The sequence below is a fragment of the Thiomonas delicata genome (genome assembly GCF_900088825.1).
Taxonomy (GTDB): Bacteria; Pseudomonadota; Gammaproteobacteria; order Burkholderiales; family Burkholderiaceae_C; genus Thiomonas_A; species Thiomonas_A delicata.
The window spans coordinates 1,328,756-1,354,430 of the sequence record NZ_LT592170.1 but is presented as its reverse complement, the minus strand read 5'-3'; the positions used below and the strand labels follow the sequence as shown (position 1 = coordinate 1,354,430).

The window sequence follows — 25,675 nt, the reverse complement described above, 5'->3', positions numbered from 1 at the left end:
CCTTCACACCACGATGTCGCGCACCGCATCGGGCATGCCGGCCTCGATCACAGCCGCCTCGCGCGCATGGTGCGTGACGCGATCCCAGACCTCGAAATGCGACCCCATGCCGATCAGATCGATGTCGCGTTCGATCCCCGCCGCGGCGCGCAGTTCAGGCGAGATCAGAACCCGCCCGGTGGCGTCGATCTCGGTTTCCGTGGCATGGCCCAGATAAATGCGCTTCCAGCCCTGCGCCGACATCGGCAGGGCTGCGATCTTGGCGCGGAATTCCTGCCATTGCGGATCGGCGAACAGCAGCAGGCAGCCTTCGGGACTCTTGGTCACCGTCAGGCGACCGGCCGCCTGCGCCAAAAGCACGTCGCGATGACGCGCAGGCACGGTCATCCGACCCTTGCCGTCCAGCGTCAACGCCGATATGCCAATGAACACGCGCTTCTCCGATTGCCTTGAGCGCAGAGCCCAGCCCCTGCACTTTCACCCACTTTTTTGCACTTGGCTGCACTGTAGGTGGCAAAAAGAGCATCGTCAATAGGGAAAATTGAAAAATTGGCTTATCAAACAAGCACTTAGCGCCGCTTTCTCGGCTGTGTTTTTGTACAGATCAAATCAAAAAAATGCTATTAAATGAAATACTTGAATTCATAAGTGCAAGCGATACATTCGGATTGAAGCCCTTGCCTCGCGTGAAGCTCTCGATCGTCCTGCGCAGGACACGGCCATGGCCCGCATTTGGGCAGGTGCGGCCCGGCCTGACCAGGAGAGGAAGACGGCACCCGGCGTCCGTCGCTTGCCACACCAGCGGCATCGTTGGGCAGGGGCCAGGGCCGCCTGCGTGCGCCACGGGAACCTGTTTTTTGTCGTGCTGGGTTGGTTGCATTTAGGCACGAATGTCGCCTTGACCTGAGTCTTTCGACGCTTTTAAACTCATCGCAAACGAGACGGCGATGGAGTTCGCCGCAACCGCCATCGGCGCCAGCCGGGGGCTGATGACTCCTACCCAGTGGCCGCGGCATGCGGCGGGTGATCCGCCTGGGAGGAGTCGATGCAAGCACAAGCCGTATGGCAACCAAACAATCGCCCAGATTCTGGCGATTGTTTTGCTCTGTCCGCTGCTGCATGGCTTCATCGCCACGATGGAGGAGAAGGTGCAGCGCGGCGCAGGCCCCCGCCCGCTTCAGCCCTGCCGCGATCTGGCCAAATGGTTGCGCAAAGAGATCGTGGTGCCGCAAACCGCGTCGCGGATCTTCTGGGCCGCGCCGGCGGTGGCGTTCTCGGCCACGCTCACGGCGCCCGTCCTGATATTGGCGCAGTTGCCGCTCGGGCTGGTCTGGCGACGCAGGCGCTTCGCGGTGCGCCGCGCGCCGCGCGCCCCGGAAAAAACAACAACAATCCCGATGGCTTGCGCGACGCTTTGGACCGCGCGCCAAGCCCCCCTTGCGGCACCGCCCGCTTTTTTTGATTTGCAGGACGTTGCATGGTTTCCGTTTACATCTCCGTTTTCGCCATCCTGGGCGCATTCGCCCGCTATGGGCAGTCTGTCGTCGTGCAGAACATGCTGGGCGACACCTTTCCGTTCGCCACCTTGTCGATCAACGTGCTGGGGTCGTTCCTGATGGGTTTCCTGTTTTTCGAGACGCTGGAGCGCATCAACGTCAGCCCGGAACTGCGCACGGGCATCCTCACTGGCGGCCTCGGCACCTACACCACGTTTTCCACCTTCTCCATCGAGGCCCTTCATCTGTTCGAACTGGGGCATTTGATCCTGGCCGCACTCTATATCGGCGCGTCCGTCGTGCTGTCGATCGCCGCCGCGTTCTTCGGCGCCTATCTGTCGCGCCATCGGCAATTCACCGACTCCTGAACTGCGAGCGACTTCGATGACCTTTCTCTACATCGCGATCTTCGCGCTCATCGGCGCTTTCAGCCGCTACGGGCACACCCTCGTCGTGCAGCGCTCGCTGGGGAGGTCATTCCCCTTCGCCACGCTGTCGATCAATATCGTCGGCTCGTTCCTGATGGGCTACCTGTTTTACGAAACCCTGAAATATGCCGCCATCAGCCCGGCCATGCGCACCGGCATCCTCACGGGCGGTATCGGCACCTACACCACGTTTTCCACCTTTTCGCTGGAAACCATGGCCCTGATTGAAAACGGCGAGGCGACCAAGGCTGGACTCTATGTGGTGCTGTCCGTCTTTCTGTCCATGCTGGGCACGGCGCTCGGCGCCTATCTTTCACACAACCTGGGAGGCTGACCCATGAAAACCGTCACGATGGCGCGCATCTACATCAAGGAAGGCGACAAGTTCGGCGGCGGCAACTTGATGCGCGAAATCTTCAAACTCCTGCACGAGGAACACAAGGTCCACGGCGTCACGGTGTTTCGCGGCGTCGCCGGTTTCGGCAGCAAGGGCGAGGTGCATGCCGACGATCTGCTGCGGCTGAACGTGCACCTGCCGCTGGTGCTGGAGTTCTACGACGACCCCGAGGTGGTGGCCTCCGTGCTGCCCCGCATCCAGCAGATGGTGCCCACCGGGCATATCGTCTCCTGGCAGGCGCAGTGCGGCTGCGACTGAACCTGCCGCCCACGCCGCGCGGGTGCGAGCCGGGCCGACGCAGGACAAGGACCGCATGCCTTCGCCCGTTGCGCATCAAGCCGAATCACTTCCGAACACTTCGGCGTCGAGGCCGGTGCCGAAAACGCGGTGGGTCGAGGCCTTGGCCCGACCATGGTGGAAGCGGACACTCCGACCGAACAAGGGAAAAGAAGCGAAGCGGGCCTATAGGCCGGATTCTGTGCATCGGTTGCCCGATGTGGCAGCCATTCCTCTGGGCCGCGCGTTACCGCAGCGGCTCGTTGCCACCTACCCGCAGGCTCGCGCGGGCCGCGCTTTCTCCCGACCTTGGCCGGGCATCGCCTGCCTATTTGGTGTTGCTCCGGGTGGAGGTTGCCGCGTTTCACGTCCACGCCGGTCGCCCGGCGCTTACTCGTCTCTGTGGCCCTGTTCGTCGCGTCGCCGCGCACGGCCGTTAGCCGTCACCCTGCCCTGTGGAGTCCGGACCTTCCTCACCGCGCGGGTCGCCCCGCGCCAGCGCGGCTGCCCAGCCCGCTTCGCCGGGCGGATTATGCGCCACGCCTGCCAGGATCTAGGCGCTTGAAAGCCCGGCTGCGATGCGCCAGGGCAAAATCTGCCCGGCATCCAGCGGGACGATTTCGCCATCCGCATAGGGAAGTCGCGCGGGAACGGTCGTCGGCACGCGTTCCAGGGTCAGGGTTCCGGTGTTGCGCGGCAGGCCATAGAAGTCCGCGCCGAAATGGCTGGCGAACGCTTCGAGTCGGTGCAAGGCGCCACACTGTTCGAAGGCAAGCGCATAGAGTTCCAGCGCATGTGGCGCTGTCAGGCATCCGGCGCAGCCGCACGCCGCCTCTTTCAGCAGGCGGGCGTGCGGCGCGGAATCGGTGCCGAGGAAAAAACGCCCATCCCCGCCCGTTGCGGCGCCCAGCAAGGCCTGGCGATGGCGCTCGCGCTTGAGCACGGGCAGGCAGTAGTAATGCGGCCGCATGCCGCCGCTGAACATCGCATTGCGGCTGTAGAGCAAATGGTGCGCCGTGATGGTGGCCGCCAGCAGAGGCGTACTGCGCGCATCCAATTCGGGCTGGGCGCGCACGAAGTCCGCCGCATGCTGCGTGGTGATGTGCTCGAGCACTATTTTCAACCGCGGAAAATCGCGACGCAGCCGCGTGAGGTGGCGTTCGATGAAAACCGCCTCGCGGTCGAAGACGTCCACGTCCGGATCCGTCACCTCGCCATGGATCAGCAAGGGCATGCCCAGTTCCTGCATGGTGTCCAGCACGGCGTGAACGCGGCGCAGATCCGTCACGCCGCTGTCGGAATTCGTGGTCGCCCCCGATGGGTAGAGCTTCACGGCATGGATCACGCCGCTGGCCTTGGCGCGGACGATTTCATCGGCAGGCGTGGTGTCGGTGAGATACAGCGTCATCAAGGGTTCGAAGGTCGAGCCCTTCGGCACCGCTGCGAGGACGCGCTCGCGGTATGCGAGGGCCTGCGCAGTGCTCACCACGGGCGGCTTCAGGTTCGGCATGACGATGGCCCGCGCGAACTGCGCGGCACTCCAAGGCACGGTGTAGACGAGCGCGCCGGCGTCGCGCAGATGCACGTGCCAATCGTCGGGGCGGGAGATGGTGAGGGTTTGCGGTTCAGGCATGAACTGGAATTCGGCGGCGGTGAACCGCGTCATGGTAGCCCGCGCATGCGCGCTGGGCCGCCCTGGGGTCAGTGCGCCAGAATCTTGCCCAGAAACTGTTGCGCGCGTTCGCTGCGCGCCTGGGTATTGCCGAAAAACTCGTGCGTGGCGCAATCTTCGACGATGCGCCCGGCGTCCATGAACACGACCCGGCTGGATACGCTGCGGGCAAAGCCCATTTCGTGCGTCACCACCATCATGGTCATGCCGTCCTTGGCCAAGCCGACCATGACTTCCAACACCTCGCCCACCATTTCCGGGTCGAGCGCCGAGGTGGGCTCGTCGAACAGCATGGCGATCGGGTCCATGCACAGGGCGCGCGCGATCGCCACGCGCTGCTGCTGCCCGCCCGACAACTGGCCGGGAAACTTGTCGCGCTGGGATGCGAGCCCCACGCGCGCCAGGTAATGGTCACCCTTCTCGGCGGCCTCGGCCTTGCTGCGGCCGAGCACCTTGATCTGCGCCAGGGTCAGGTTTTCCATCACGGACAGGTGCGGAAACAGTTCGAAGTGCTGAAACACCATGCCGACGCGCGAGCGCAACTTGGGCAGATTGGTCTTCGGGTTCGCCACCGAAATGCCATCGACGATCACGTCGCCCTTCTGGAAGGGTTCGAGGCCATTCACGCACTTGATCAAGGTCGATTTGCCGGACCCCGAGGGGCCGCAAACCACGACGACCTCCCCTTTGTCGACATGCGTGGAACAATCGGCGAGCACCTGGAAACTGCCATACCACTTGCTGATGGCCTGGATCTCGATCATGGACATTGCGGTTGGATTCGAAGCGGTCAACGAATGATGGCAATGCGCCGATTCAGCGACCTGACGCCCTGCGACAGGCCGTAGCTGAGGACAAAATACACGACAGCCACGAAGGTATACATCTCGACGATGCGGCTGTCGCGCTGCGCGATCTTCACCGCGGCGCCGACGAAGTCGGTGACATTGAGCAAAGCCACGAGGGACACGTCCTGGAACAGCACGATGGTCTGCGTCAGCAGGACCGGCAACATGTTGCGCAGCGCCTGCGGCAGGATGACCAGGCGCATGGCCTGCGCATAGCCCAGCCCCATGGCGTACGCGGCACTCAGCTGGCCCTTGGGTATGCTTTGAATGCCCGCGCGGACGATTTCGCAGAAATAGGCGCCCTCGAACAGAATGAAGGTGACGTAGGCCGAGCGCTCCGCGCCAATTTTGGGGGGATATGCGGCGCCGGTGATCCACTGCAGCATGATGGGCACCAGAAAATAGAACCAAAAAATCACCAGCAGCAGCGGGATCGAGCGCATCAGGTTCACGTATACCGCTGAAGCCCGGGCCAGCGCCTTGATGCTGGACAGCCGCGCCAGCGCCAGCAGAATGCCCCACAGCGTGCCGCCAACGCCCGCCACGAGCGTGAGCTGCAGCGTATACGTCAGGCCCTTGCCCAAAAAGGGCAGCGCTTGAACGATGGAAGACCAGTCGAAGCCGCCCATCTCAGGTCTTTCCACCGATATAGCCAGGAATCGCCACGGTCCGCTCCACCCAGGCAAAGACGCGGTTGATGGCGAACGCCGCCAGCACGTACAGCACCGTGGCGGCGCCGAAGGCGGCGAAGTAGCGGAACGTCATCTCCCCCATTTCGCGGGTGCGGAAGAACAGCTCGGTCAGGCCGATCGAATACGCCACCGCCGAATTCTTCATCAGATTCATCGACTCCGAGGTCAGCGGCGGAATCACAATGCGAAAGGCCATGGGCAGCAGCACGAAGCGGTAGGTCTGGACTTGGGTCAGCCCCATGGCATAGCCCGCCAGCCGCTGGCCTCGCGGCAACGCGAGAATGCCGGACTTGACCTGCTCGGCGATGCGAGCCGAGGTGAACAGCCCGAGACATAGAACCGACTCAAGCAACTGAAAGCTGGTCGGGTTCATCGCAATGGCGAGACGCTTGAGCGGAGGAATGAATTCCGGGATGACGAAATACCAGAGGAAGAACTGCACCAGCAAGGGAATGTTGCGGAACAGTTCGACATAGGCGTTGCACAGCCGGACCGCCCAGCGCCGGTCGGTGGTGCGCACGACGCCGAGCAGGGTGCCGAGCGTCATGGCCACGATCCAGGCCAGGGCGACGAGGATCAGGGTGTATTTGAAGCCGGAGAGCAGCGACAAGCCCCAGGTGGTGTCGCCATCCGGGGTGTCCTGCGAAAAAATGCCGAGGTCAAGCATGAGGGGCTTTCATTCCGTGACCGTTTGGGTCTGCGGATCTCCCCGATGGCCGGATCGCGGCCGCCGGGGCATTCGAGACGAGGCTATGCTGCCCTGCGGGGGGCGGCGCCCGACCCGAATCGGCTTACTTACTCCACGCCCTTGTCGTTGGGGTGGGCGAAAGCCTCCTTGATCGCCGCAGTCTCAGGGAAGTTCAGATTGATCCCCTTGGGCGGAATGGCGGTGGTGAACCACTTGGTGTAGATCTTGTTGATCTCGCCCGAGGTCATCACGCCTGCGATGGTCTTGTCCACCAAGGCCTTGAACTGCGGATCGTCCTTGCGCAGCATCATGCTGTACGGCTCCTGCCGCAGCGAACCGGGCAGGATCTTGTACGCGGCGGGGTCCTTGGCATTGGCAATCTGGCCCGCGAGCAGAATGTCGTCCATCACGAACGCCGAGGCGCGGCCGTCGGCCAGCAGCAGGAAGCTCTCGGCGTGATCCTTGCCGTAGATTTCCTTGAATTCCAGATCCTTGGTCTTTTCGTACTTCTTCAGCAACGGCACGGCGGTCGTGCCCGAGGTCGTCACGATGTTTTTGCCGCCGAGCTGCTCGAAGCTGTTGATGCCCGAGTCCTTCTTCACCGCTGCGGTGACGTTGATGACGAAGTAGGTCGGGCCGAACGCCACCTGCTTTTGCCGCGCGACCGAATTCGTGGTCGATCCGCACTCGAGGTCGATGGTGCCGTTGTCCATCAGGGGAATGCGGTTGGATGAAGTGACCGGGACGTAATTCACCTTGAGATCAGGCATCTTCAGGTCAGCCTTGACCGCGTCGACGATCTTGCCGCACAGATCCATGGCGTAGCCGATGGGCTTGCCATTGTTGTCCAGGTAGGAGAAGGGGATCGACGACTCGCGATAACCCACCGTGATGCTGCCGGTCTCCTTGACCTTCTTCAGTGTCCCCGTCAAACCCTGCGCCTGGGCGCCTGCCGCGAATGCCGTGAATACCAGGCCGATGACGGCCGCCTGCAATGTACGCATAAGAATCTCCGTTTGGGTCATGGAATTTATACCTCCAGTGTAACAACCGGATTCTTCGTGATAAAGATTGAAACCCCCGCGAAAGAGTGGGCGCCGAATGATCGCGCCTCACCCGGTTCAGGCCACGCGCTGTAAATCCAAGTCGTCGTCCAGGCGCACGTCATCCCGCTGCAAGGCCCACATGCGGGCATAGACGCCGTCCAGTTCGAGCAACTGCGCGTGCGTGCCGCGCTCGACGATGCGTCCGCCGTCCAACACCAGGATCTGGTGCGCGTCGACGATCGTCGACAAGCGATGGGCGATGATCAGCGTGGTGCGGTTTCTCGCCGCCATGCGGATTTCCCCCTGGATGGCCCTTTCGTTGCGCGAATCGAGCTGCGACGTGGCCTCGTCGAAAATCAGGACGGGAGGGTTCTTCAGCAAGGCGCGGGCGATGGCCACGCGCTGTTTCTCGCCGCCGGAGAGCTTGAGCCCCCGCTCCCCGACCTGGGTCTGCCAGCCCATAGGTTGACGCTCGATGAAACCCTGGATTTGCGCGGCGCGCGCAACCTCCTCGACCTCGTCCTGGCTGGCTCCGGGGCGCCCATAGGCGATGTTGTAGCCGATGGTGTCGTTGAACAGCACCGTGTCCTGCGGCACCAGGCCCAGGGCCCCGCGCAGGCTGGCCTGGCTCACCTGACGGATATCCTGGCCGTCGATGGTGATGCGACCGGCGTCCACGTCGTAAAAGCGGAACATCAGCCGCGACAGGGTGGACTTACCCGCCCCGGAAGGCCCGACGATTGCGACGGTTTCGCCACCGGGGACCTCGAAGCTCAAGCCCTTGAGCACGGGGTGACCCGGCACATAGCCGAAATACACGTCCTCGAAGCACACGCTGCCGTGCGTCACCACCAGCGGTTTGGCGCCGGGGACATCGGCGATGTCGCGGTGCTGTTCGAGGATCGTGAACATGCGCTCGATGTCGGTGAGCGCCTGGCGGATCTCGCGATAGATCACGCCCAGGAAACTCAGCGGCGCGTACAACTGAATCATGAAAGCATTCACAAGCACCAGATCGCCGAGATTCATCGTGCCGTTCACCACGCCCACGGTGGCGCGCCAGACCAGCAGCGTCACCGCCGCGGCAATGATGAAACTCTGCCCCATATTGAGCAACGACAGCGAGTTCTGAGACTTGACCGCCGCGCTCATCCAGCGGTGCAGGTTGTCGTCGTAGCGCCTCGCCTCATGCGCCTCGTTGCCGAAGATTTTCACGGTTTCATAGTTGAGCAGCGCATCCACGGCGCGCTGGTTTGCGCGCGAGTCCTGCTCGTTCATGGTGCGGCGCAAGCTGGTTCGCCACTCGGTGACCACCACGGTGAAGCTGATGTACAGCGCCAGCGCCACCAGCGCAATGCCGGCGAACCACCAGTCGTACCTCACGATCAGGATCCCGATCACCAAGGCCATTTCGACCAGGGTCGGAAGAATGCTGTAGAGCGTGTAGGAGACCAGGCTGGAGATGCCGCGCGTGCCGCGCTCGATATCGCGCGACATGCCTCCAGTCTGCCGCTCGAGGTGATAGCGCAAGCTCAACGCAAACAGATGATCGAACACCTCCAGGGCGATCTTGCGCACCGCGCCTTGCGTGACGCGTGAGAACACGATCTCGCGCAACTCCGTGAACAGGGACACGGCCAAGCGCAAGGCCCCATACGCGACCAGCAACGCGACAGGCACGACCAGCACAGCACGCGGATCGCCGGGCCGCAGATCCAGCGCATTGACGATGTCCTTGAGCACCAGCGGCACGCCGACGTTGGCAACCTTGGCCGCCAGCAGCATGACCAAGGCCAGCGACACGCGCAGCCGGTATTGCCAAAGGTAAGGCGCGAGATTGCGCAGCGCGGCCCAGCGGGACTTGGCTGCGCCTTGCGCTGGAGGCGGTACGTCGAACGAATCGTGATGTCGCATGAATTCGAGCTTGTCTGGAATTGGGTTGTCACGTGGCGATATCCGCAAGCCTTGGGATGGGTGCCAGGCAGCAGCAAGCCCCGGATTCATGCATTATTCAGGGCTGATCATCATCACTGCTGAAAGCGAGAAATTCCCGTGGAACAACCCGCACAACTCCCGCCGGACCGGGAACCCATTCTGCGCATCCAACCCAGGCCCGCGGACGTGAACATGCATGGCGACATCTTCGGCGGCTGGATCATGGCCCAGGTGGACATGGCCGGCGGCATTGTCGCAGCCAGGCGCGCCGAGGGCCGCGTCGCAACGGTGGCCGTGAATCAGTTCGTGTTCAAGCATCCCGTCTTCGTCGGCGACGTGCTCTCGCTCTACGCCATGGTCACGCGCGTCGGCCGTACATCCATGACCGTCGAAGTCGAGGTGTACGCCGAACGCGGGATTCCGGATACCCAGGTATTTCGCGTCACCGAAGCCACGCTGACCTTCGTCGCCGTCGACGAGCAGCGCCGTCCTCGCCCCGTTCCATCCCATTGATCCGTGGATATGGCGCATTGAATGCAAAGAGCCGCCCGAAGGCGGCTCTCGGCGCAAACCTGCCGCGCGGGGAACCCGGCGCAGGCGGGCGTCGTTACTTCTTCTCCGCTTCCTTGGCGGCCGGTTCGGCGGCAGCCTCGGCCGCCTCCTCGGCGGCTTGGGAAAGCACGGTTGCGATCACCGGATTCTCGGAACCGTGGGTCACGACCGTCACCGAGCCCGGCAGCTTCAAGTCGTTGGCATGCAGGGAATGCCCCTTGTGCATGCCGCTCAGATCGACCTCGATGAATTCGGGGAGATCGCCAGGCAGGCAGTTGATTTCCAACTCGCTGAGCACATGGCTGATCATGCCGCCTTCAAGCTTGACCGCGGGTGACTCCTCGGCATTCACGAAGTGCAGCGGCACCTTCATCGTGATCTTGCGATCGGCAGCCACGCGCATGAAATCGACATGCAGGACAAGGGGCTTGAAGGGATGGACCTGGTAATCCTTGAGCAGGACCCGGGTCTGTTGCTCGCCCACCGTCAGGTCGAGAATCGACGAGTGGAACTGCTCCTTCTTCAGCGCGTGGTAGAGCGCGTTGTGATCGAGCTCGATCATTTGCGCTTTCTGCTCACCGCCATAGACGATGCCGGGAACCTTGCCGGCGCGGCGCATGCGGCGGCTCGCACCGGTACCTTGCGCCTGACGTTCAAATGCGACGACTTTCATGTCGACTCCTCAAAAGGGGACTTGAGCCCCGGGGTTGCAAAACGGGAAGCTTGCGACCAGCATTCCCGCAGGGTTCGCGCCCCGTGGCGCGAATTCAGCACAGACGGGGCCGGCACGACGCCAGCCCCGTCTTAAAAAAGAGTTTCCTGCTCGTTGAACAACTGCAGCACCGAGCCGCCCTGCGCAATGCGCAACATGGTCTGCGCGATGAGCTGGGCAGCCGAGAGCTGGCGGATCTTGGGACAGTTGAGCGCGTTGTCGCGCAGCGGAATGGTGTTCGTCACGACGACCTCGTCCAGCGCGCTGGCGTTGATGCGTTCGATGGCCGGCCCGGAAAAAACCGGATGCGTGCAATAGGCCACCACGCGCCTGGCGCCGCGCGCCTTGAGAACCTCGGCCGCCTTCGTGAGGGTTCCAGCGGTATCGACCATGTCGTCCATGATGATGCAGTTGCGACCATCGATGTCGCCGATCACGTTCATCACCTCGGAAACATTGGGCTTGGGCCGGCGCTTGTCGATGATGGCCAGATCGCAGTCCATCAGCTTGGCCAGCGCGCGTGCGCGCACCACCCCGCCGATGTCGGGCGACACGACGATCAGGTCCTGATAGTTTTTCGCGCGCAGGTCGCCAAGCAGGATCGGGGACGCGTAGATGTTGTCGACCGGGATGTCGAAAAAACCCTGGATCTGGTCGGCGTGCAGATCCATCGTCACGACCCGGGCCAGACCCACGGTTTGCAGCATGTTCGCCACGACCTTGGCCGTGATCGGAACGCGCGATGAGCGCGGACGACGGTCCTGGCGGGAATAGCCGAAATACGGTATGACGGCAGTGATGCGCTCCGCGGATGCGCGCTTGAGCGCATCCGTCATGATGAGCAGCTCCATCAGGTTGTCGTTGGTCGGTGCGCAAGTGGACTGAATGATGAACACCTCGCGGGCGCGCACGTTCTGCTGGATCTCGACCGTGACTTCACCGTCCGAAAACCGCCCGACATAAGCCTGCCCCAGCCCGATGCCCAACTGTTCGACCACCTGCTGCGCCAGCGCGGGGTTGGCATTTCCGGTGAAAACGACGAAGTCGGCCGCGTTCTGATTCATGGTTTGGTGTGGGATATCGGCTGCTCGGCCTGCCTTTCGGCGGCGCGCAGCCCGCAAAAATCAGACTGACTTCAGGCCTTGGCGCACAAACCGGAACATCCCGCGTGCTGCCGCTTGCGGCTGCCGGAAAACCGGAGGTGGCTGGGGAGGAAGGATTCGAACCCTCGAATGCCGGAATCAAAATCCGGTGCCTTAACCAACTTGGCGACTCCCCAACGGCACAACTATGAATGGGCCGCCATGCCGATGCATCCGTGCATCCTGAATAGCGATCCGAGATCTTGAAAACAGAAATTGTACGTAACTTTCACCTGAGCTCTCGGCCGTTGCCAGCCTCAGCGCCCATCCAACGCCATTTACACGGCCCAATCAAGCAGCGGGTGGCTGCCTAAAGCCACACACTTGCGCACCATCCAGGACTGCGGCGACGCGCCCGTGAACCGCAAGCCCGACTCGCAAGGCGAAAACATGGCGGACCCTGAGCCACTCATCGTGACGAAACCGCTGCCTGTACGCTCGAGCAACCATGCGCCAGCCTGATCGATTTCGGGCAAGGCCGCTCGCGCCGCCGGCAGAAGATCGTTACGGCCCAGGCCAAGGCTCATGCGACCAATGCCCTCGACCTCGACCACCTTGCCCTCAACCGCCTTGCCCGTAACCTTTTCGCCCAGATCCTGCATGAACCCAGAATCTCGCGCGCCTTCGCCAGCAAATCGTGCAAAGCCTGAAATTGTCTCGATACGCGCGCTTCTTGTCAAGAAGGGCGAACCGAACACCTCGGCCGTGGACAGTCCTTTGCCCGGCCATGCCACGAGCAGGCTCCATGCCGGCAAGTCGACGGCCGCGAGCCTGTCGCCAATCCCTTCGGCCCAGGCGTTGCGGCCCAAAACGAACACCGGCACGTCGGCGCCAAGCCGCGCCGCCAGGCCTTGCAGTTCGACGCGCGGCAAATGCAAACCCCAAAGGAGGTTCAGCGCGAGCAAGGTACTGGCTGCGTCCGAACTGCCTCCGCCCAGGCCGGCCTGGGCCGGAATGGCCTTGCGCAGGCGAATCTGAACGCCGTCGCCGCATCCAGCATGTTGTTGCAGCAAGCGCGCGGCTCGCACGCTGAGATCCTCCGCGGGCAAACCGTCATCGCCCACGCGCAAGATCATGCCGTCATCGCGGCGCTCGAAGTCCAGCCAGTCGCACCAGTCGATGAACTGGAACACCGTTTGCAGATCGTGGTATCCGTCCGGACGGCGGCCCAGCACATGCAGGAACCAGTTGATCTTGGCCGGCGCCGGCACGTTGTAGAGCGCCGCGATGCCTAACCCCCGCTTCACCGCGTGCAATGCGGGCCGATCCATCACTGCGGCTGCGAGGCCGGAACTCGCGCTGGACGGGCCGGCGCGGAACCCGCGGCCGGCGGCAAAGCGTCTTGCGCATGGTCGATCACCAGACTGAGTTGCGCGGCCCCGCCCTCGAGCCGGCTGGCGCGCAGGATGCGCAGCCGGCCATCCTCAAACCGCGGCTGCACGCGCCAGCCCAATTGTTCGAATCCTCCGCTGGCCAGTGGGGTAAACGGCAGGGCGGCAGCGGGCTCGCCACGCACCCAGTCCTGAAGCGCCGCTCGGGGCAAGGCAAGGCCGAGTCCGGCCAGGGTCATGGCTTCAAAAGATGGGTAGTCTCGCGTCTGCCGGCCGTCATCCAGGCGGGCCGAGCGCGGCGACCAGGTGGCCTGGACGATCATCTGGCCCAGCGGCGTGAACACGTCGAACTCGCCGCGTCCGGCGGACAGCAACTCGAGTTTGAACCCACCATAGAGATTCTTCTGCGCGGGCGGTTCGCCGGTGACCACGGAGATGCGGCCGCTGATGTCTTGCCGCACGGCCCCCATCTCGGCCGCGTTCCGGCGCTGCTGCGAGCCTGGCAGCGCACAAGCGCCAAGGGCGAGGACAAGGCAGAGCGCGGCGGGCAAGGCCCACCCCCTGCGCCGCGGCACACCAGACGGCGCCATATGCCGACACCGCGACGAAAAGCGCGCGACAACGGCACTCAAAATCGCAGGCCCGTCCTGTGCATGGCGGCCTTCACGCCCTCGTCGTGGGGAGCGCGCTCGTAGGCCTCCTGGAGGATTTTTCGGGCCCGCGCCCGGTCACCCTGCGCCCACAGCACTTCCGCCAGGTGCGCCGCGATTTCCGGGTCTTGGCGCGCAGCGTAGGCGTCCTCCAAGGCGGACAGCGCCCGCTTCAAATGACCAAGCCGGAACTGCACCCAACCCATGCTGTCGAGCACGAAAGGGTTGCCGGGCGCAAGCGCGAGGGCCCGCGTGACGAGCTTGAGCGCGACGGGGAGATGCCGGTTCTGGTCGGCCAGGGTGTAGCCCAGCGCGTTGTAGGCCGGCTGGTAGCGTGGCGACCTGGCGATGATCTTGCGCAGCAGCGCCTCCATGGCCCGCGATTGCCCGCTCTTCTCCGCCATCATGGCCGTCTCGTAGGCGTAATCCGGGTCTTTGCCGAACTGCGTCAGGCCCGACTTGAGCACCGCATAAGCCTTGTGGAATTGCTTCGCCGCGCGATAGATCTGGGCCCGGGCCAGAAGCTGTTCGCGCCGCTGCTGCGGCGTGGCTGACGGAAGCTCGTCGATCAACCGCAGCCCTGCGCGCGGCTTGTTCTGTTCGGTCAGGATGATGGCCTTTTGCAACGCAACGGCGAGCGCATCCTGATCCGCCGGAATCAGCGACAACCAGTGCTCCGCCTGCGCGTAGTCGCGCTGCTTGCGCGCAACCTCGGCCAGCGCGAGATAGGCCCGGTTCCTGGCTTGCGGCGAGGCCGCCGGCTGCGACTTCTCGATCAGGCCCAAAAACGTGGTGAGCGTCTGCTGCGCGCGCTGCGTCTGGTCTTGTTGCAACTGCAGCGAACCCAGGATGAGCCAGGCCTCGGGAATGTCGGGCTTGACCTTGCTGAGGGCCTCGGCCTGGGTCAGCGCGATGCCGTCGCGCTGCTGCCCGAGCAGCGCTTCGATCCAGGCCATGCGTAGCCGCGTGTCGTCGGGTTTGAGCGCGAAATAGCCTTGAAGCAGTTGGTCGGCCCTCTGGGGGTGATGCGCGTAGGTCTGCAGCAGCAAGGCCGCCGCTGCGGTCATGCCGGGGTCGGCCGCCAGGGCCTTGGCGGCATGATCGAACGCCTCGGCGGTTTGACCCGCCCGCGCCTGGAACTGGCCGATGACCACGCCGGATTGCGGGATGTCCCGATACGGCGTCAGCACTTTTTTCGCCAGGGCGAGCGAGGCGTGCGCGTCGCCGGCGCGCACGAACAAGCTCGCAAGCGAGAGTATGGTGTTGGGCCGCTGCGGCTGCGGCGTCAGCGCCAGAACACGCGAAATGGCCGTCGCCGCCTCATTGCCGCGCCCCATCGCCACCAGCAACTGCGCGCGCCAGATCTGCGCCTTGAGCGAATCCGGCAGCGTCTCTTGCCATGCCTTCACCGCGGCCAAGGCCTGTTCCGGCGCACCGGCGCCTAGCGCGACCGAAACGGCACGTTCGAACAAGGGCTCGGAATGCATGTCGCGAGCCGCCTTGAGCAACTCGGAGTACGCGGTGCCCGGATGACCGGTGTGCGCGGCGATTTCACCGGTCAAGACGGCATAGAACCAGCGCGCCTGATCCTGTGCGTTTTCTCTCACGCCCTCCGGCGCGGGGGGTGCGTGGTTGGGAACTGCCGATGCGCTGCTGGGCGCGGAAGCGGCCTCCGGATCTGCGGCAGGAATCTGGCTGGCCCAGGCGTGGGCTGCGAACAACGCGGCAACGAGTACGACAAGGCGCATGGGCGAATCCTGGTTATTGGGCGATTTTAGGGCTGGGTCCTCGCGCGTCGATAAAGTCCCGACGCAATCCCTTGGAAGCCCCGGCTCAAGCACAATCCGGGCATGCCTGAACTCCCCGAAGTCGAAGTCACGCGCCTGGGCCTTGCCGACGCACTCCGCGGCGCGCGGATCACCGGATTGCGCCAAGGCAAACCGCTACGGTGGCCCTTGGGTTGCACGGCGCAGGAACTCGCCGGCCAGCGCATCGAGCGCCTGGACCGGCGCGGAAAATACCTGCTGCTGAAACTCCCGGCGGGAGACCTCATCGTGCATCTGGGCATGTCCGGATCGCTGCGCTGGATCGCTGCGGGTGACGACGCCTCGGCGCCTGGCGCGCACGAGCACTTCGTCCTGCAGACCGACCGCGGCCAGCTGCGCCTGCGGGATCCGCGCCGCTTTGGCGCCGTGATCTGGCATCCCACCGGAAGCCCACCCCATGCCCTGCTCGCCAGGCTTGGCCCGGAGCCCCTCGGCGCCGAGTTCGACGCCGCGCAATTCCATCGCCGGCTGCACGGACGGCATGCGGCGATCAAACCGCTGCTGCTCGACCAGTCCATCGTCGCCGGCATCGGCAACATCTACGCCTGCGAAGCGCTGTTCCGCGCCGCCATCCATCCCGAAACCCCGGCCGGCAGCCTCTCGCCGCGGCGCTGCTCGCGCCTTGCCGCCGAAATCCGCGCCACGCTGGCCGACGCGGTCGCCGCGGGCGGCAGTTCGCTGCGCGATTTCGCACATGCCGACGGCGAACTGGGTCATTTCCAACTCGACACCCGGGTCTATGGCCGCGCTGGCCAACCGTGCCGCGTCTGCTCGACGCCCGTTGTACAAATCACACAGGGACAGCGCAGCACCTACTTCTGCTCGAGATGCCAACGGCGTTGAACCCCCGCCCCGCCCACGCGTTTCATGCGGCAACCTCGTTGGATGGCTGACATACAACAAAGGGGCTTGCACCAGACCCAGAACCGGCCGGGCACGATACGCTATGGCTTGTATCCCGACTTTTCCAGCGTCGTATTTGCCGCCCATCCATGAGTGACCAGGCCCTACCTGTCGAATTGCAAGCCGATTGGACCCGCTTCGGCGCCTGGCGTGAGCAGCGCCTGGGACGCCTTGCGGCCTTGTCCAACTGGCTGCGCCAGTCGGGTTTCGACCCGGCCCTGTGGCAGGACAGCCTGAACGGCCTGGAGCAACGCCTACGCCAGGATCTCGTGCAGCTCGCCTTCGTCGCCGAGTTTTCACGCGGAAAGTCCGAACTCATCAATGCCATCTTTTTCTCCGGCCATGGCCAGCGCATTCTGCCGGCTGGAGCCGGGCGCACCACGATGTGCCCCATGGAACTGGCCTCGGACCCGCGTCTGCCGACCGGGCTGCGCCTGCTGCCCATCGAAACCCGCCTGGACGCCGCGACCCTGACGCAATGGAAAACCAGGCATGACGCCTGGCAGGACCATCCCTTCGCGCCGGATGACGCGGCCGGCATGAGCTCGGCGCTGTCGCATCTGTCCGACACCCTGGCCGTATCCCTGGACCGCGCCCAGGAACTGGGCTTCTACCTGGATGAGGCCGCCCGCGCGGTCATGGTCCGCGACAGCGGCGGCATGGTGGAAGTGCCGCGCTGGCGCCATGCCCTGCTCAATGTCGACCACCCGCTGCTGGCGCAGGGCCTGTCCATCCTCGACACGCCCGGACTCAATGCGCTGGGCGCCGAACCGGAATTGACGCTTTCCCTCATTCCGGCAGCCCATGCCGTGGTGTTCCTGCTGGGGGCCGACACTGGCGTGACCCGCAGCGACCTCGAACTGTGGACGCAGCACGTGGGCGAGGCCGGCCGGCTGCGCAGCTATGTCGTGCTCAACAAGATCGACACCCTGTGGGATCCGCTGCGCAGCAGCGAGGACGTGCGGGCGCAAATCGACCGGCAGTGCGAATCGGTGGCATCCATCCTGCAGATCCCGACCCAGCGGGTGTTCGCCATCAGCGCGCACAAGGCCCTGCTCGCGCGCATCCAGCAGGATCCCGAGTTGCTCGAGCGCTCGGGCGTGCCCGCCCTCGAGGCCGCCCTCAGCCAGGTGGCCGACCAGGAACGGCGCGAGCTCATCGACAGTGGCTGGCGCGCCACGCTGCTCGACACCCTGATGCTGCTCGAACGCCAATTCCAGCAGCAGATCCAGCAGGCCGACGAGCAGCGCCTGGAGCTCGCGGCGCTGGAAGGCAAGAACAAGCATGTCGTGCGCAATCTGGTGCTGCGCATCGGCATGGAACGCAAGGAGTTCGACGCCGGGCTGGTCAAGATCCAGGCCCTGCATGCGGTCAACGCCCGGCAACTGGGCAAAGTTGCCGAACTGCTGGACGCCCAGACCGCGCTGGCCCAACTCGCCGACTTGCGCCAGCGCCTCAAATCGGCGGTCCTGAAAACCGGGGTGCGCAGCGTGCTGGAAGCCACGTTTGCCGATGTTCGCCGGCGCATCGATGAGGTCGAGGCTGCGCTGGAGGAAAACCGCTCCATGCTGAGCGCGGCCTGCGAGCAACTCAACACCGAATTCGCCTTCACCATCCCCAGCCCCAAACAGCTCAAGCTCGAAGGCATACGGCTTGAACTCGACAGCACGCAGCAGGATTACATGCGCTACCTCACCCCTGCGCGCTGGTTACGCCTGCAAAACACCGCGCATGCCGAACGCCTGGTGTTGTCCGCGCTGGCGCGTCTGCGCTCCTTGCTGGAGCGCGGGGTACGCGACGCCCAGCATTGGAACCGTGCCGCGCTGGCCCAACTCGATGTGCAGGTGCGCGAGCGCAAGCGCAATATGCACCGCCGGCTGCAGAGCCTGGAACAGGTCGAGCATGCCGAGGGCGAACTCGGCCAGCGCATCGCGCAACTGCGCAGGCAAGGCAGCGAACTGCGTGGCCGTCGCGCCCAATTGCGGCAGCACTTCGAGGGGGCCATGAAGTGAGTGGCAAGCCCGCTGCGGCCCTGGTGATCCAGGGTCCGCAGCGGTTCGCCGAACGCCTGATCGCCTGGCAGCGCGAGCATGGCCGTCACGGCCTGCCATGGCAGGCGAGCCGCGACCCTTACCGCGTGTGGCTGTCCGAGATCATGCTGCAGCAGACTCAGGTCAGCGTCGTCGCGGCGTATTACGCGCGCTTTCTCCAACGCTTCCCCTCGGTGCGGGAGCTGGCCGCGGCCAGCCTCGACGAAGTCCTGGCGCTTTGGAGCGGGCTTGGCTATTACCGGCGCGCACGCCATCTGCACCAATGCGCCCAACAGGTTTGCACCCTGAACGGCGGCGAGTTCCCGCGCTCGGCCGAGGCCTTGCGGCAGCTCGCCGGCATCGGGCGCTCCACCGCGGCGGCCATCGCCGCGTTTTGCCATGGCGAGCGCGCCGCGATTCTCGACGGCAATGTCAAACGCGTGCTGAGCCGCGCCTACGCCATGCCGCAGCAGACCAGCGAAGCCGCCGCGCAGCGCGCACTTTGGCATCTGGCCGAGGCCCTTGTGCCGGACCGCGACGTCGCGGCTTATACCCAGGGACTGATGGATCTTGGAGCCACCGTGTGCAAGCCACGCAATCCCGCTTGCGGTCAATGCCCGTTCGGCGATGATTGCAGGACCCGCGGGGCGGAAGATCCTGAAGGCTCCGGCCCGAACGCCATGGCGGCACGCCCGTGGGTTGCCGCCAGGCGCAAACCGGCGGCGCCGAGGAGAACGCAGCGCTGGATCCTGCTGTGGGCCGAGGATGTGCGGGCCGCAGCACCAAGCATCTGGCTGGAGCGGCGGGGAGCGGCGGGAATTTGGCCCGGGCTGTGGTGCCTGCCGCAGTTCGACACGCACGAGCAGGCTCTGCACCATGCCGGCCTGCTGGGCGTCGTGCAAAGTCATGACGCGCTGGCTCCCAGCACCCATGCCCTGACCCACCTGGACCTGCAACTCTCCCCTCTGCGGGTGCGCATCGAGCCGCGACCGGCGGTGCACGAAGACAGCGGCGCGTGGTTTCCTCTGCGCGCCGCGCTGGAACTCGGGCTGCCCGCCCCGGTTCGCAGCTTGCTGCAAGGCCATGGGCCGGACGACGATGCGGTCATCGTCTCCGGCACCGTCGGGCATTAGGGCCTGTTCACGCTATGACTGCGCAAGCGGATCGAGGCCGACGATGCCGTGCTGACGCAAATAGCGATCCACCACCTCCAGCCGCTGCGTCCCGTCGGGCAACTCCATCAGCCGCTGTCTGGCCTCTTGGCTGATCGGCAGGATCTCGGCCCATCGATTGGCGACCCAGCCGGGCAAATCGAGCCGATAAGGCGGCTGGAACGGTTGCTGGCGTTGCGCGGCGAGTGCCGCGATGGCCCGTCCCAGCGCCATCGCCGCGGCCGCATGGCGCGCCTCGAGCGGAGCCGGAGGATCGTCGGCCATGGCTTGCACGCGCCCCATTTCAAGCCCGAGTTCGACGGGCTCGTGACTGCGCAGAACGAACCGGCTTTCGCCCTTGCAGCGCACATGCAGCAGGCCTGGCTCCTGCATGTCGCAGTCCAGCACGCGGGCGCTGCAGCCCACGGCGGCGAGATCGGGACTCTGCGCTGCCTGGCGCACCTCGCTGCCCGAAAGAATCAGCACCACGCCGAAGGTGTCGCCGGTCTTCAGGCAACGGGTCATCAGGTCCATATAGCGGGCCTCGAACACGCGCAGGCTCAGCAAGCCTCCCGGAAACAAGACGCTGTGCAGTGGAAACAGCGGAAGGCCGTGTTCACCGTCCCTCACGTTGCACCGCCGTGCGGGCGAGATGCTGCGCCGATGGTGGCCGAGGCATCGAGTTCGCGGTGCCGTACCAGCACGCTACAGGCTCCGGCGAAACGCCTGCCGAGTTCCTCCGTCAGAAAAACCGAACGATGCTGGCCGCCGGTACAGCCCACAGCCACGACGACGTAACTACGCTGATCCTCGGCCATGGCGGGCAGCCATTTGCGCAAAAAGCCGGTGATGTCTTCCAGCATGCGCATGACGGCGGCTTGGCTACGGAGATAGTCGGCAACCGGAGCATCGCGTCCGGTGAGGCCGCGTAGAGAGGGATCGTAGTGTGGGTTGGGCAGCATGCGGACGTCGAACACGAAATCGGCGTCGAGCGCCACGCCGCGCTTGAAGGCGAACGACTCGAACAGCAGGGTCAGCTGCGCCGCGCCCACGCCCACGGCTTGCCGCACCCATGAGCGCAGCTGCGCCGGACGCAGGCCGCTGGTATCGATGTGCAGGCCCAGGCGCGCGATCGGGGCGAGCAGCTCGCGCTCGAGTTCGATGGCCTCGATGAGCGCCGGCGCCGAAAACGGCAGGGTTTGGTTCGGCTCGGTGGATGCCAACCCCCGCGCCGTGAGCGGATGGGCGCGGCGCGTCTCGGAAAACCGCTGCACCAGCATGTCGGTGGCGCAGTCGAGGTAGATGAAATGCAGATCGCAGCGCTGGCGCAACCGTTGGGTCAGCGCAGGAAGCTGGCCCAGACCTTCCGCGCTACGCACATCCATCGCGATGCCGACCCTGGCGTGTCCCGCCTGGGCGGCAACGACCAGCAGCTGGTCAACCAGCTGGGGCGGCAAGTTGTCCACGCAGTAATACCCAGCATCCTCCAACGCATTGAGGGCGATCGACTTGCCCGAGCCCGACACGCCGGAGAGCAGCACCAGCCGGATGCGCTGCGGCAGCACCGTGGTCTCGTCCATCACGACTGCCCCGCGGACAATGCCGATTGCAGCAATTCGCGCGCATGCGCCTGCGCGACGACCGACTCGGTGTCGCCGCCCAGCATGCGCGCGATCTCCGTCACGCGCGCGCCGGCGTCGAGCGCGGCGATATGGCTTTGCGTGCCGCCACCCGCGCTTTGCTTGCTGACCTGGAGATGGCGGCTGGAACACGCCGCGACCTGGGCGAGATGGGTGACTGCCAGAACCTGCCTGCCCTGCCCAAGGCCCGCCAGCAAGCGGCCTACGGTGTGGGCCACCGCCCCGCCGATGCCGGCGTCGACCTCATCGAAAATCAACGTCCCCACGGGCTGCTGTGCGCTGGTGGTCGCCGCCAGGGCAAGCGCAATCCGCGACAACTCCCCACCCGAGGCGACGCGCGACAAGGGCCGCAGCGCGGCGCCGGGGTGGCCGGCGACGAGCAGTTCGACGTCCTCCGCGCCCTGGGCCTGAACAGCAGGCAACGGCGACAAGGACACATCGAAACGACCTCCCTTCATGCCCAGCTCCTGCATCAGGATCTGCACGCCCTTGGCGAGCCTGGGCGCCGCAGCGGCACGCTGCGCGCTCAGCCCGGCCGCGGCTTGCCGCAAGGTGTTGCCGGCGGCCATGACCTGGCGCTCCAGTGCGGGCACGTCAACGCCCTGTTCCAGCGCGGCGAGACGCGCCTGCAAGCCCTGCCACAGGGCATGCAACTCGGCGGGCTGGACGCGATGACGGCGCGCGAGCCCCATCCAGGCCGACAGGCGGGCGTCGACCTCCGCCAGCCGCTCGGGGTCGAGATCGGCCTGGCGCAGCCGCGCTCCCAGTTCGTGGGCCAAATCCTGCATGATGGACAGGACGGATTCGAGCTGCTCGCACACCGGACCCAGCGCTGCATCGATCTGGTTCGCCGCCTGCAGCGTCTGGCGCGCGCGCGCCAGCTGGCGGGCCGCGCCGGTCTCGTCGTCGTCCAGCAGGTTGGAAGCGGCCTGCAGCAGCTCGATGAGTTCCGCGGCATGCGCCAGCCTGTGATGCTCCGCATTGAGCGGCTCCCACTCCTGCGACTGCGGCGCCAGGCGGGCCAGCTCGGCGATCTGCTCGGCGAGCTGCTCGCGCTCCTCGATCAGGCGACCCGCATCGTTGCGCGCCGCGTCCAGCCTGTCGCTCAAGTCCTTCCAGTGGCGCCAGGCTGCGGCGCAAGCCTGGCGCGCCTCGCCCGCGTGCGCATAGGCGTCGAGCAAATCGCGCGCGGCGCCGCTGCGTCCCAGACTCTGCCATGCATGTTGGCCGTGAATGTCGACCAGCATGCTTCCCGCCGCGCGCAACTGTGCGAGGGTGGCGGGGCTACCGTTGATGAAGCCGCGCGACCGTCCCTGTGCGTCGATCACGCGGCGCAGCAATGCCGTGTCCTGGACCTCGAATCCTTGCTCGTCGAGCCAGTCAGCCAACGCGCCCGGAACGTCGAATTCGGCGCTGATCTCGGCTCGGCTGCTGCCAGGGCGCAACACATCCGTGTCGCCGCGCTCGCCCAGGGCGAGCTTGAGCGCGTCGATCAGGATCGACTTGCCGGCACCGGTTTCTCCGGTCAACACGGTGAAGCCGGCGCCAAGCTCCAGCTCCAGCTCGCTGACGAGCACGAAATCGCGAATGTGCAGGCGTCGCAGCATGCCGGCCTCAGACTTCGACACCAAGGATCTCGTGCCAGTGCAGCTTCTTGCGCAGCGTGGCGAAGTAGCTCCAGCCTGGTGGGTGCAGGAACACGGCGCGATGCGGCGCGGTGCGCAGGCTGATGCGGTCCCCGCCCAGCAGGTCGGCGAAATGCTGCATGTCGAAGTTCACGCCGACATCTTTCTGCGACACGATTTCGATATCGATGTGCACCTGCTCGGGCAGAACGATGGGCCGGTTGGACAGCGTATGCGCCGCGATCGGCACCAGCACCACGCCCGGGAGGCTGGGATGCAGGATGGGGCCGCCGGCCGACATGGCGTAGGCGGTCGACCCGGTCGGAGTGGCCACGATCAAGCCGTCGGCGCGCTGCACGTACATGAAGCGCCCGTCAACGTCCACCCGCAATTCGACCAGCCCCGTCGAGCCACTGCGATTGACCACCACGTCGTTGATGGCGATGCCGTCGTAGATGCGCTGGCCGTCGCGCAGGACTTCGCCGGCCAGCACGGCACGGTGTTCGCGTTCAAAATGCCCGGCCAGCATGGCCCCGAGCGCCTGGTGCCACTCGGACTCGGCGATGTCGGTGATGAAACCCAGGCGGCCGGAGTTGATGCCCATCAGCGGCACGCCGAAGGGCGCCAGCTGGCGCGCCGCGCCCAGCATGGTCCCGTCTCCGCCGACCACCACCGCGACCCAGCCGCCATTTGCGGCGCGCGCACCCACCTCGTCCAGGCTGAGGTCGGCGTAACCAGGCAGGTCGCAGTGGTGCGCAGTCTGCCGCTCCACGCTGACCTCCACCCCGTTTTCGGCCAGCCAGGCACCGATTTCAGCCAGCGTGCGCCCCACTCCCACCGCCTGGTGCTTGCCAATGAGGATGGCCTGGTGAAAAACGGGAAAAGGCATGGGCGCTGTCAGAAGATTGTGAACCGGACGGGATGTTGGCAGGCTGTCGCGGCGGCAACCTAGCGTTGTCGGATTACATCACAGCCCTGCGAACTGCAGTGCCGGCAGTTGCGAGACGCTGAACTGCCTAGAATCGAAGCACGATGGATGAACGCGCCCGTGTCCTGCTCAAAACCCTGATCGAACGCTATATCGCCGACGGTCAGCCGGTGGGCTCGCGCACCTTGTCCAGGGCGTCGGGCCTCGAACTCTCGGCCGCCACGATTCGCAACGTCATGGCCGATCTGGAAGACATGGGCCTGATTTCCAGCCCGCACACTTCGGCCGGGCGCGTGCCCACGCCGCGCGGCTACCGCCTGTTTGTCGACACCATGCTGACCGTGCATCCGGTTTCCGAGGTCAACGAACTCGAGCAAAGCTTCAAGTCCCAGCTCGCGACCGTGGAGCCGCAAAAAGTCATTGTGCAGGCGGCCCAGCTGCTCTCCAGCTTGTCGCACTTCGTTGGCGTGGTGATGAGTCCGCGCCGTAACGCGGCGTTTCGGCACATCGAGTTCCTGCGTCTGTCGGAGCAGCGCATCCTGGTGATCCTGGTGGATGAAAGCGGTAATGTGCAAAATCGCATCATCCTCTCCGACCAGCCCTACACGCAAAACCAGTTGATCGAAGCCGCCAACTACCTCAATGCCCATTACAGCGGCTTGAATTTTGAGCAGATTGGCGCCCAGTTGCGCGGGGAGGTCGAACACTTGCGCAGCGAAATCGTCACGCTGATGCAAGCGGCCGTCCAGGCCGGCAGCCAAGCCGTCGCCGAGCAGCAGGAACAAGTGGTGATCTCGGGCCAGCAGCACTTGCTCAAAGTCGACGATCTGTCCAACAACCTCACCAGTCTTCGCCGCTTGTTCGACTTGTTCGAACAAAAATCGCACCTGCTCAAGTTGCTCGACGTGTCCGCGCGTGCGGAAGGCGTGCGCATCTACATCGGCGGCGAGAACGAGGTCGTCCCGTTCGAGGAACTCTCCGTCATCACGTCGCCGTACGAGGTCGACGGCAAGGTGGTCGGCACGCTTGGCGTCATCGGCCCGACCCGCATGGCCTACGACCGCATGATCCAGATCGTGGACATCACCGCCAAGCTGGTCGGTAACGCCCTGAGCCAGCGCTGAGGCGCAGGAGCGGCAAGCTCCGAGGCGTACGCCTCCCAAGAAAACGCCGGGGCGCTCAGCAGTTTGCGGCGTCAAGCCTGACGCGGCCCGTGCGCGACAAGACAATCTTGCGCCCCTGCTGCCGCTCTACGCACACGGTCAGCGTGCCCATCTGCAACGCCCCCGTGGTCAGGCGCGGCCAGCCAAGCGATGAATACGACACATAGCGCGCCACGGGCTGATTCCCGGTGATGGACAAGGCCTCGAGGGCGGGTTGCACGTGCAGCAGCGCTTCATTTGCACCTCGCTGAGCATTCGCATCCGGATCATGAAACACGATCCACCCGCGATGCCACCCGCCCGTGGCGCTGCAGCGATCACCATCGTCGCTCACGCACATGGTGACGCGCTCCCCTCGAAGCACCGCCTCGGAGCGCGCCAGATGCATGCTTCCCGACAAGGCGTTGCTGCCCGCGCTCAGTCGATTCGCCTGCGCGACGCTTTGGTACGACGGCAAAGCCAGCGTCAGCGCAAACGCGACGATGGCCAGCGTCACCACGACTTCGACAAGGCTGAGTCCCGTTTGCGACTTGGCCATGCCAGC

The 25,675-nt window shown here is 65.0% G+C and carries 25 protein-coding genes, 1 tRNA gene, 1 other RNA gene and 1 riboswitch; of the genes, 8 read left to right on the top strand and 19 right to left on the bottom strand.

Annotation, left to right across the window (positions count from 1 at the left end; genetic code table 11):
* Positions 1-3 precede the first annotated feature (3 nt).
* On the bottom strand, positions 4-432 hold the full coding sequence (gene mraZ, locus THIARS_RS06525; protein WP_094159934.1) for a division/cell wall cluster transcriptional repressor MraZ: 429 nt from the start codon (positions 430-432) through the stop codon (positions 4-6).
* A gap of 502 nt (positions 433-934) precedes the next feature.
* Positions 935-1,006: riboswitch (Fluoride riboswitch) on the top strand.
* A 471-nt stretch (positions 1,007-1,477) separates the two neighbouring features.
* Between mraZ and THIARS_RS06515 the strand changes: the two genes are divergently transcribed.
* From THIARS_RS06515 to THIARS_RS06505, 3 genes are read left to right on the top strand one after another with little or no spacing between them, the layout of a single operon-like run.
* Complete coding sequence (locus THIARS_RS06515) at positions 1,478-1,864, top strand: fluoride efflux transporter FluC (protein ID WP_094159933.1); 387 nt, start codon at positions 1,478-1,480, stop codon at positions 1,862-1,864.
* Positions 1,865-1,880: 16 nt separating this feature from the next.
* Positions 1,881-2,258, top strand: coding sequence for a fluoride efflux transporter CrcB (crcB, locus tag THIARS_RS06510; protein ID WP_094159932.1), 378 nt, complete (start codon positions 1,881-1,883; stop codon positions 2,256-2,258).
* Between the two features lie 3 nt (positions 2,259-2,261).
* Entirely contained in the window at positions 2,262-2,579 is a 318-nt protein-coding gene (locus THIARS_RS06505) for a DUF190 domain-containing protein (RefSeq protein ID WP_094159931.1), read from the top strand.
* Positions 2,580-2,770: 191 nt separating this feature from the next.
* Here the strand turns inward: THIARS_RS06505 and rnpB are convergent.
* The 7 genes from rnpB to THIARS_RS06470 form a co-directional block, all read right to left on the bottom strand.
* Positions 2,771-3,117: RNase P RNA component class A (rnpB, locus tag THIARS_RS06500), an RNA gene on the bottom strand.
* Between the two features lie 33 nt (positions 3,118-3,150).
* Positions 3,151-4,263, bottom strand: coding sequence for a dihydroorotase (pyrC, locus tag THIARS_RS06495; RefSeq protein WP_245845596.1), 1,113 nt, complete (start codon positions 4,261-4,263; stop codon positions 3,151-3,153).
* Between the two features lie 35 nt (positions 4,264-4,298).
* Positions 4,299-5,033 (bottom strand): amino acid ABC transporter ATP-binding protein, encoded by a 735-nt coding sequence (locus THIARS_RS06490; RefSeq protein ID WP_094160668.1) that lies wholly within the window; start codon positions 5,031-5,033, stop codon positions 4,299-4,301.
* Between the two features lie 26 nt (positions 5,034-5,059).
* Positions 5,060-5,746 carry an amino acid ABC transporter permease gene (locus THIARS_RS06485; RefSeq protein ID WP_094159930.1) on the bottom strand — a complete coding sequence of 229 codons (687 nt, stop codon included), beginning with the start codon at positions 5,744-5,746 and terminating at the stop codon, positions 5,060-5,062.
* 1 nt (position 5,747) lies between these two features.
* Positions 5,748-6,476, bottom strand: coding sequence for an amino acid ABC transporter permease (locus tag THIARS_RS06480; RefSeq protein ID WP_094159929.1), 729 nt, complete (start codon positions 6,474-6,476; stop codon positions 5,748-5,750).
* A 128-nt stretch (positions 6,477-6,604) separates the two neighbouring features.
* Positions 6,605-7,501: a transporter substrate-binding domain-containing protein gene (locus THIARS_RS06475; protein ID WP_094159928.1), complete on the bottom strand. Its 897-nt coding sequence runs from the start codon at positions 7,499-7,501 to the stop codon at positions 6,605-6,607.
* 117 nt (positions 7,502-7,618) lie between these two features.
* A complete protein-coding gene (locus THIARS_RS06470; RefSeq protein WP_094159927.1) occupies positions 7,619-9,457 on the bottom strand; it encodes an ABCB family ABC transporter ATP-binding protein/permease in 1,839 nt (612 codons plus the stop codon).
* A 138-nt stretch (positions 9,458-9,595) separates the two neighbouring features.
* On the opposite strand from THIARS_RS06470, the gene THIARS_RS06465 reads away from it, so the two are divergent.
* Positions 9,596-9,991, top strand: a complete 396-nt coding sequence (locus THIARS_RS06465; protein ID WP_245845584.1) for an acyl-CoA thioesterase — start codon at positions 9,596-9,598, stop codon at positions 9,989-9,991.
* Between the two features lie 94 nt (positions 9,992-10,085).
* On the opposite strand, the gene THIARS_RS06460 is transcribed toward THIARS_RS06465, so the two are convergent.
* From THIARS_RS06460 to THIARS_RS06435, 6 genes are all read right to left on the bottom strand, one after another.
* Positions 10,086-10,703, bottom strand: a complete 618-nt coding sequence (locus THIARS_RS06460; protein WP_094159926.1) for a 50S ribosomal protein L25/general stress protein Ctc — start codon at positions 10,701-10,703, stop codon at positions 10,086-10,088.
* 131 nt (positions 10,704-10,834) lie between these two features.
* On the bottom strand, positions 10,835-11,806 hold the full coding sequence (locus THIARS_RS06455) for a ribose-phosphate pyrophosphokinase (protein WP_094159925.1): 972 nt from the start codon (positions 11,804-11,806) through the stop codon (positions 10,835-10,837).
* Between the two features lie 138 nt (positions 11,807-11,944).
* Positions 11,945-12,021, bottom strand: a tRNA-Gln gene (locus THIARS_RS06450).
* 141 nt (positions 12,022-12,162) lie between these two features.
* Positions 12,163-13,155 carry a 4-(cytidine 5'-diphospho)-2-C-methyl-D-erythritol kinase gene (gene ispE, locus THIARS_RS06445; RefSeq protein ID WP_245845581.1) on the bottom strand — a complete coding sequence of 331 codons (993 nt, stop codon included), beginning with the start codon at positions 13,153-13,155 and terminating at the stop codon, positions 12,163-12,165.
* Positions 13,155-13,766 (bottom strand): lipoprotein insertase outer membrane protein LolB, encoded by a 612-nt coding sequence (locus THIARS_RS06440; protein WP_245845578.1) that lies wholly within the window; start codon positions 13,764-13,766, stop codon positions 13,155-13,157. Before THIARS_RS06440 ends, ispE begins: the two co-directional genes overlap by 1 nt.
* A 77-nt stretch (positions 13,767-13,843) precedes the next feature.
* On the bottom strand, positions 13,844-15,613 hold the full coding sequence (locus tag THIARS_RS06435; RefSeq protein WP_094159923.1) for a tetratricopeptide repeat protein: 1,770 nt from the start codon (positions 15,611-15,613) through the stop codon (positions 13,844-13,846).
* 102 nt (positions 15,614-15,715) lie between these two features.
* On the opposite strand from THIARS_RS06435, the gene mutM reads away from it, so the two are divergent.
* The 3 genes from mutM (at position 15,716) to mutY (ending at position 19,757) form a co-directional block, all read left to right on the top strand.
* Positions 15,716-16,534, top strand: coding sequence for a bifunctional DNA-formamidopyrimidine glycosylase/DNA-(apurinic or apyrimidinic site) lyase (gene mutM / locus THIARS_RS06430; RefSeq protein WP_094159922.1), 819 nt, complete (start codon positions 15,716-15,718; stop codon positions 16,532-16,534).
* 149 nt (positions 16,535-16,683) lie between these two features.
* Positions 16,684-18,606 carry a dynamin family protein gene (locus THIARS_RS06425; RefSeq protein ID WP_094159921.1) on the top strand — a complete coding sequence of 641 codons (1,923 nt, stop codon included), beginning with the start codon at positions 16,684-16,686 and terminating at the stop codon, positions 18,604-18,606.
* Positions 18,603-19,757, top strand: coding sequence for an A/G-specific adenine glycosylase (gene mutY / locus THIARS_RS06420; protein ID WP_245845575.1), 1,155 nt, complete (start codon positions 18,603-18,605; stop codon positions 19,755-19,757). Before THIARS_RS06425 ends, mutY begins: the two co-directional genes overlap by 4 nt.
* Positions 19,758-19,769: 12 nt before the next feature.
* Here the strand turns inward: mutY and THIARS_RS06415 are convergent, their stop codons facing one another.
* The 4 genes from THIARS_RS06415 to THIARS_RS06400 are packed head-to-tail and all read right to left on the bottom strand — an operon-like array spanning position 19,770 to position 23,929.
* The gene (locus THIARS_RS06415; RefSeq protein WP_094159920.1) at positions 19,770-20,405 is read right to left on the bottom strand and encodes an LON peptidase substrate-binding domain-containing protein; all 636 of its coding nucleotides are present in this window, start codon (positions 20,403-20,405) and stop codon (positions 19,770-19,772) included.
* Positions 20,402-21,355, bottom strand: coding sequence for an RNase adapter RapZ (gene rapZ / locus THIARS_RS06410; protein WP_094159919.1), 954 nt, complete (start codon positions 21,353-21,355; stop codon positions 20,402-20,404). The genes THIARS_RS06415 and rapZ overlap by 4 nt, the downstream gene beginning before the upstream one ends.
* A complete protein-coding gene (gene recN / locus THIARS_RS06405; RefSeq protein WP_342747738.1) occupies positions 21,355-23,043 on the bottom strand; it encodes a DNA repair protein RecN in 1,689 nt (562 codons plus the stop codon). Before recN ends, rapZ begins: the two co-directional genes overlap by 1 nt.
* The gene (locus THIARS_RS06400; RefSeq protein WP_094159917.1) at positions 23,030-23,929 is read right to left on the bottom strand and encodes an NAD kinase; all 900 of its coding nucleotides are present in this window, start codon (positions 23,927-23,929) and stop codon (positions 23,030-23,032) included. Before THIARS_RS06400 ends, recN begins: the two co-directional genes overlap by 14 nt.
* A gap of 143 nt (positions 23,930-24,072) precedes the next feature.
* On the opposite strand from THIARS_RS06400, the gene hrcA reads away from it, so the two are divergent.
* On the top strand, positions 24,073-25,092 hold the full coding sequence (gene hrcA / locus THIARS_RS06395) for a heat-inducible transcriptional repressor HrcA (RefSeq protein ID WP_094159916.1): 1,020 nt from the start codon (positions 24,073-24,075) through the stop codon (positions 25,090-25,092).
* Between the two features lie 55 nt (positions 25,093-25,147).
* Here hrcA and THIARS_RS06390 read toward each other — a convergent pair whose 3' ends face one another.
* Complete coding sequence (locus THIARS_RS06390; RefSeq protein ID WP_094159915.1) at positions 25,148-25,669, bottom strand: GspH/FimT family pseudopilin; 522 nt, start codon at positions 25,667-25,669, stop codon at positions 25,148-25,150.
* Positions 25,670-25,675 lie beyond the last annotated feature (6 nt).

Coding starts and splice junctions, on each gene's coding strand:
- mutM (WP_094159922.1), top strand. CDS start 15,716: ATGCCTGAACTCCCCGAAGTCGAAGTCACGCGCCTGGGCCTTGCCGAC.
- crcB (WP_094159932.1), top strand. CDS start 1,881: ATGACCTTTCTCTACATCGCGATCTTCGCGCTCATCGGCGCTTTCAGC.
- hrcA (WP_094159916.1), top strand. CDS start 24,073: ATGGATGAACGCGCCCGTGTCCTGCTCAAAACCCTGATCGAACGCTAT.
- THIARS_RS06505 (WP_094159931.1), top strand. CDS start 2,262: ATGAAAACCGTCACGATGGCGCGCATCTACATCAAGGAAGGCGACAAG.
- THIARS_RS06480 (WP_094159929.1), bottom strand. CDS start 6,476: ATGCTTGACCTCGGCATTTTTTCGCAGGACACCCCGGATGGCGACACC.
- THIARS_RS06400 (WP_094159917.1), bottom strand. CDS start 23,929: ATGCCTTTTCCCGTTTTTCACCAGGCCATCCTCATTGGCAAGCACCAG.
- pyrC (WP_245845596.1), bottom strand. CDS start 4,263: ATGACGCGGTTCACCGCCGCCGAATTCCAGTTCATGCCTGAACCGCAA.
- THIARS_RS06460 (WP_094159926.1), bottom strand. CDS start 10,703: ATGAAAGTCGTCGCATTTGAACGTCAGGCGCAAGGTACCGGTGCGAGC.
- THIARS_RS06435 (WP_094159923.1), bottom strand. CDS start 15,613: ATGCGCCTTGTCGTACTCGTTGCCGCGTTGTTCGCAGCCCACGCCTGG.
- THIARS_RS06455 (WP_094159925.1), bottom strand. CDS start 11,806: ATGAATCAGAACGCGGCCGACTTCGTCGTTTTCACCGGAAATGCCAAC.
- THIARS_RS06390 (WP_094159915.1), bottom strand. CDS start 25,669: ATGGCCAAGTCGCAAACGGGACTCAGCCTTGTCGAAGTCGTGGTGACG.
- THIARS_RS06515 (WP_094159933.1), top strand. CDS start 1,478: ATGGTTTCCGTTTACATCTCCGTTTTCGCCATCCTGGGCGCATTCGCC.
- rapZ (WP_094159919.1), bottom strand. CDS start 21,355: ATGGACGAGACCACGGTGCTGCCGCAGCGCATCCGGCTGGTGCTGCTC.
- THIARS_RS06425 (WP_094159921.1), top strand. CDS start 16,684: ATGAGTGACCAGGCCCTACCTGTCGAATTGCAAGCCGATTGGACCCGC.
- THIARS_RS06485 (WP_094159930.1), bottom strand. CDS start 5,746: ATGGGCGGCTTCGACTGGTCTTCCATCGTTCAAGCGCTGCCCTTTTTG.
- ispE (WP_245845581.1), bottom strand. CDS start 13,155: ATGGATCGGCCCGCATTGCACGCGGTGAAGCGGGGGTTAGGCATCGCG.
- THIARS_RS06490 (WP_094160668.1), bottom strand. CDS start 5,033: ATGATCGAGATCCAGGCCATCAGCAAGTGGTATGGCAGTTTCCAGGTG.
- THIARS_RS06470 (WP_094159927.1), bottom strand. CDS start 9,457: ATGCGACATCACGATTCGTTCGACGTACCGCCTCCAGCGCAAGGCGCA.
- THIARS_RS06475 (WP_094159928.1), bottom strand. CDS start 7,501: ATGCGTACATTGCAGGCGGCCGTCATCGGCCTGGTATTCACGGCATTC.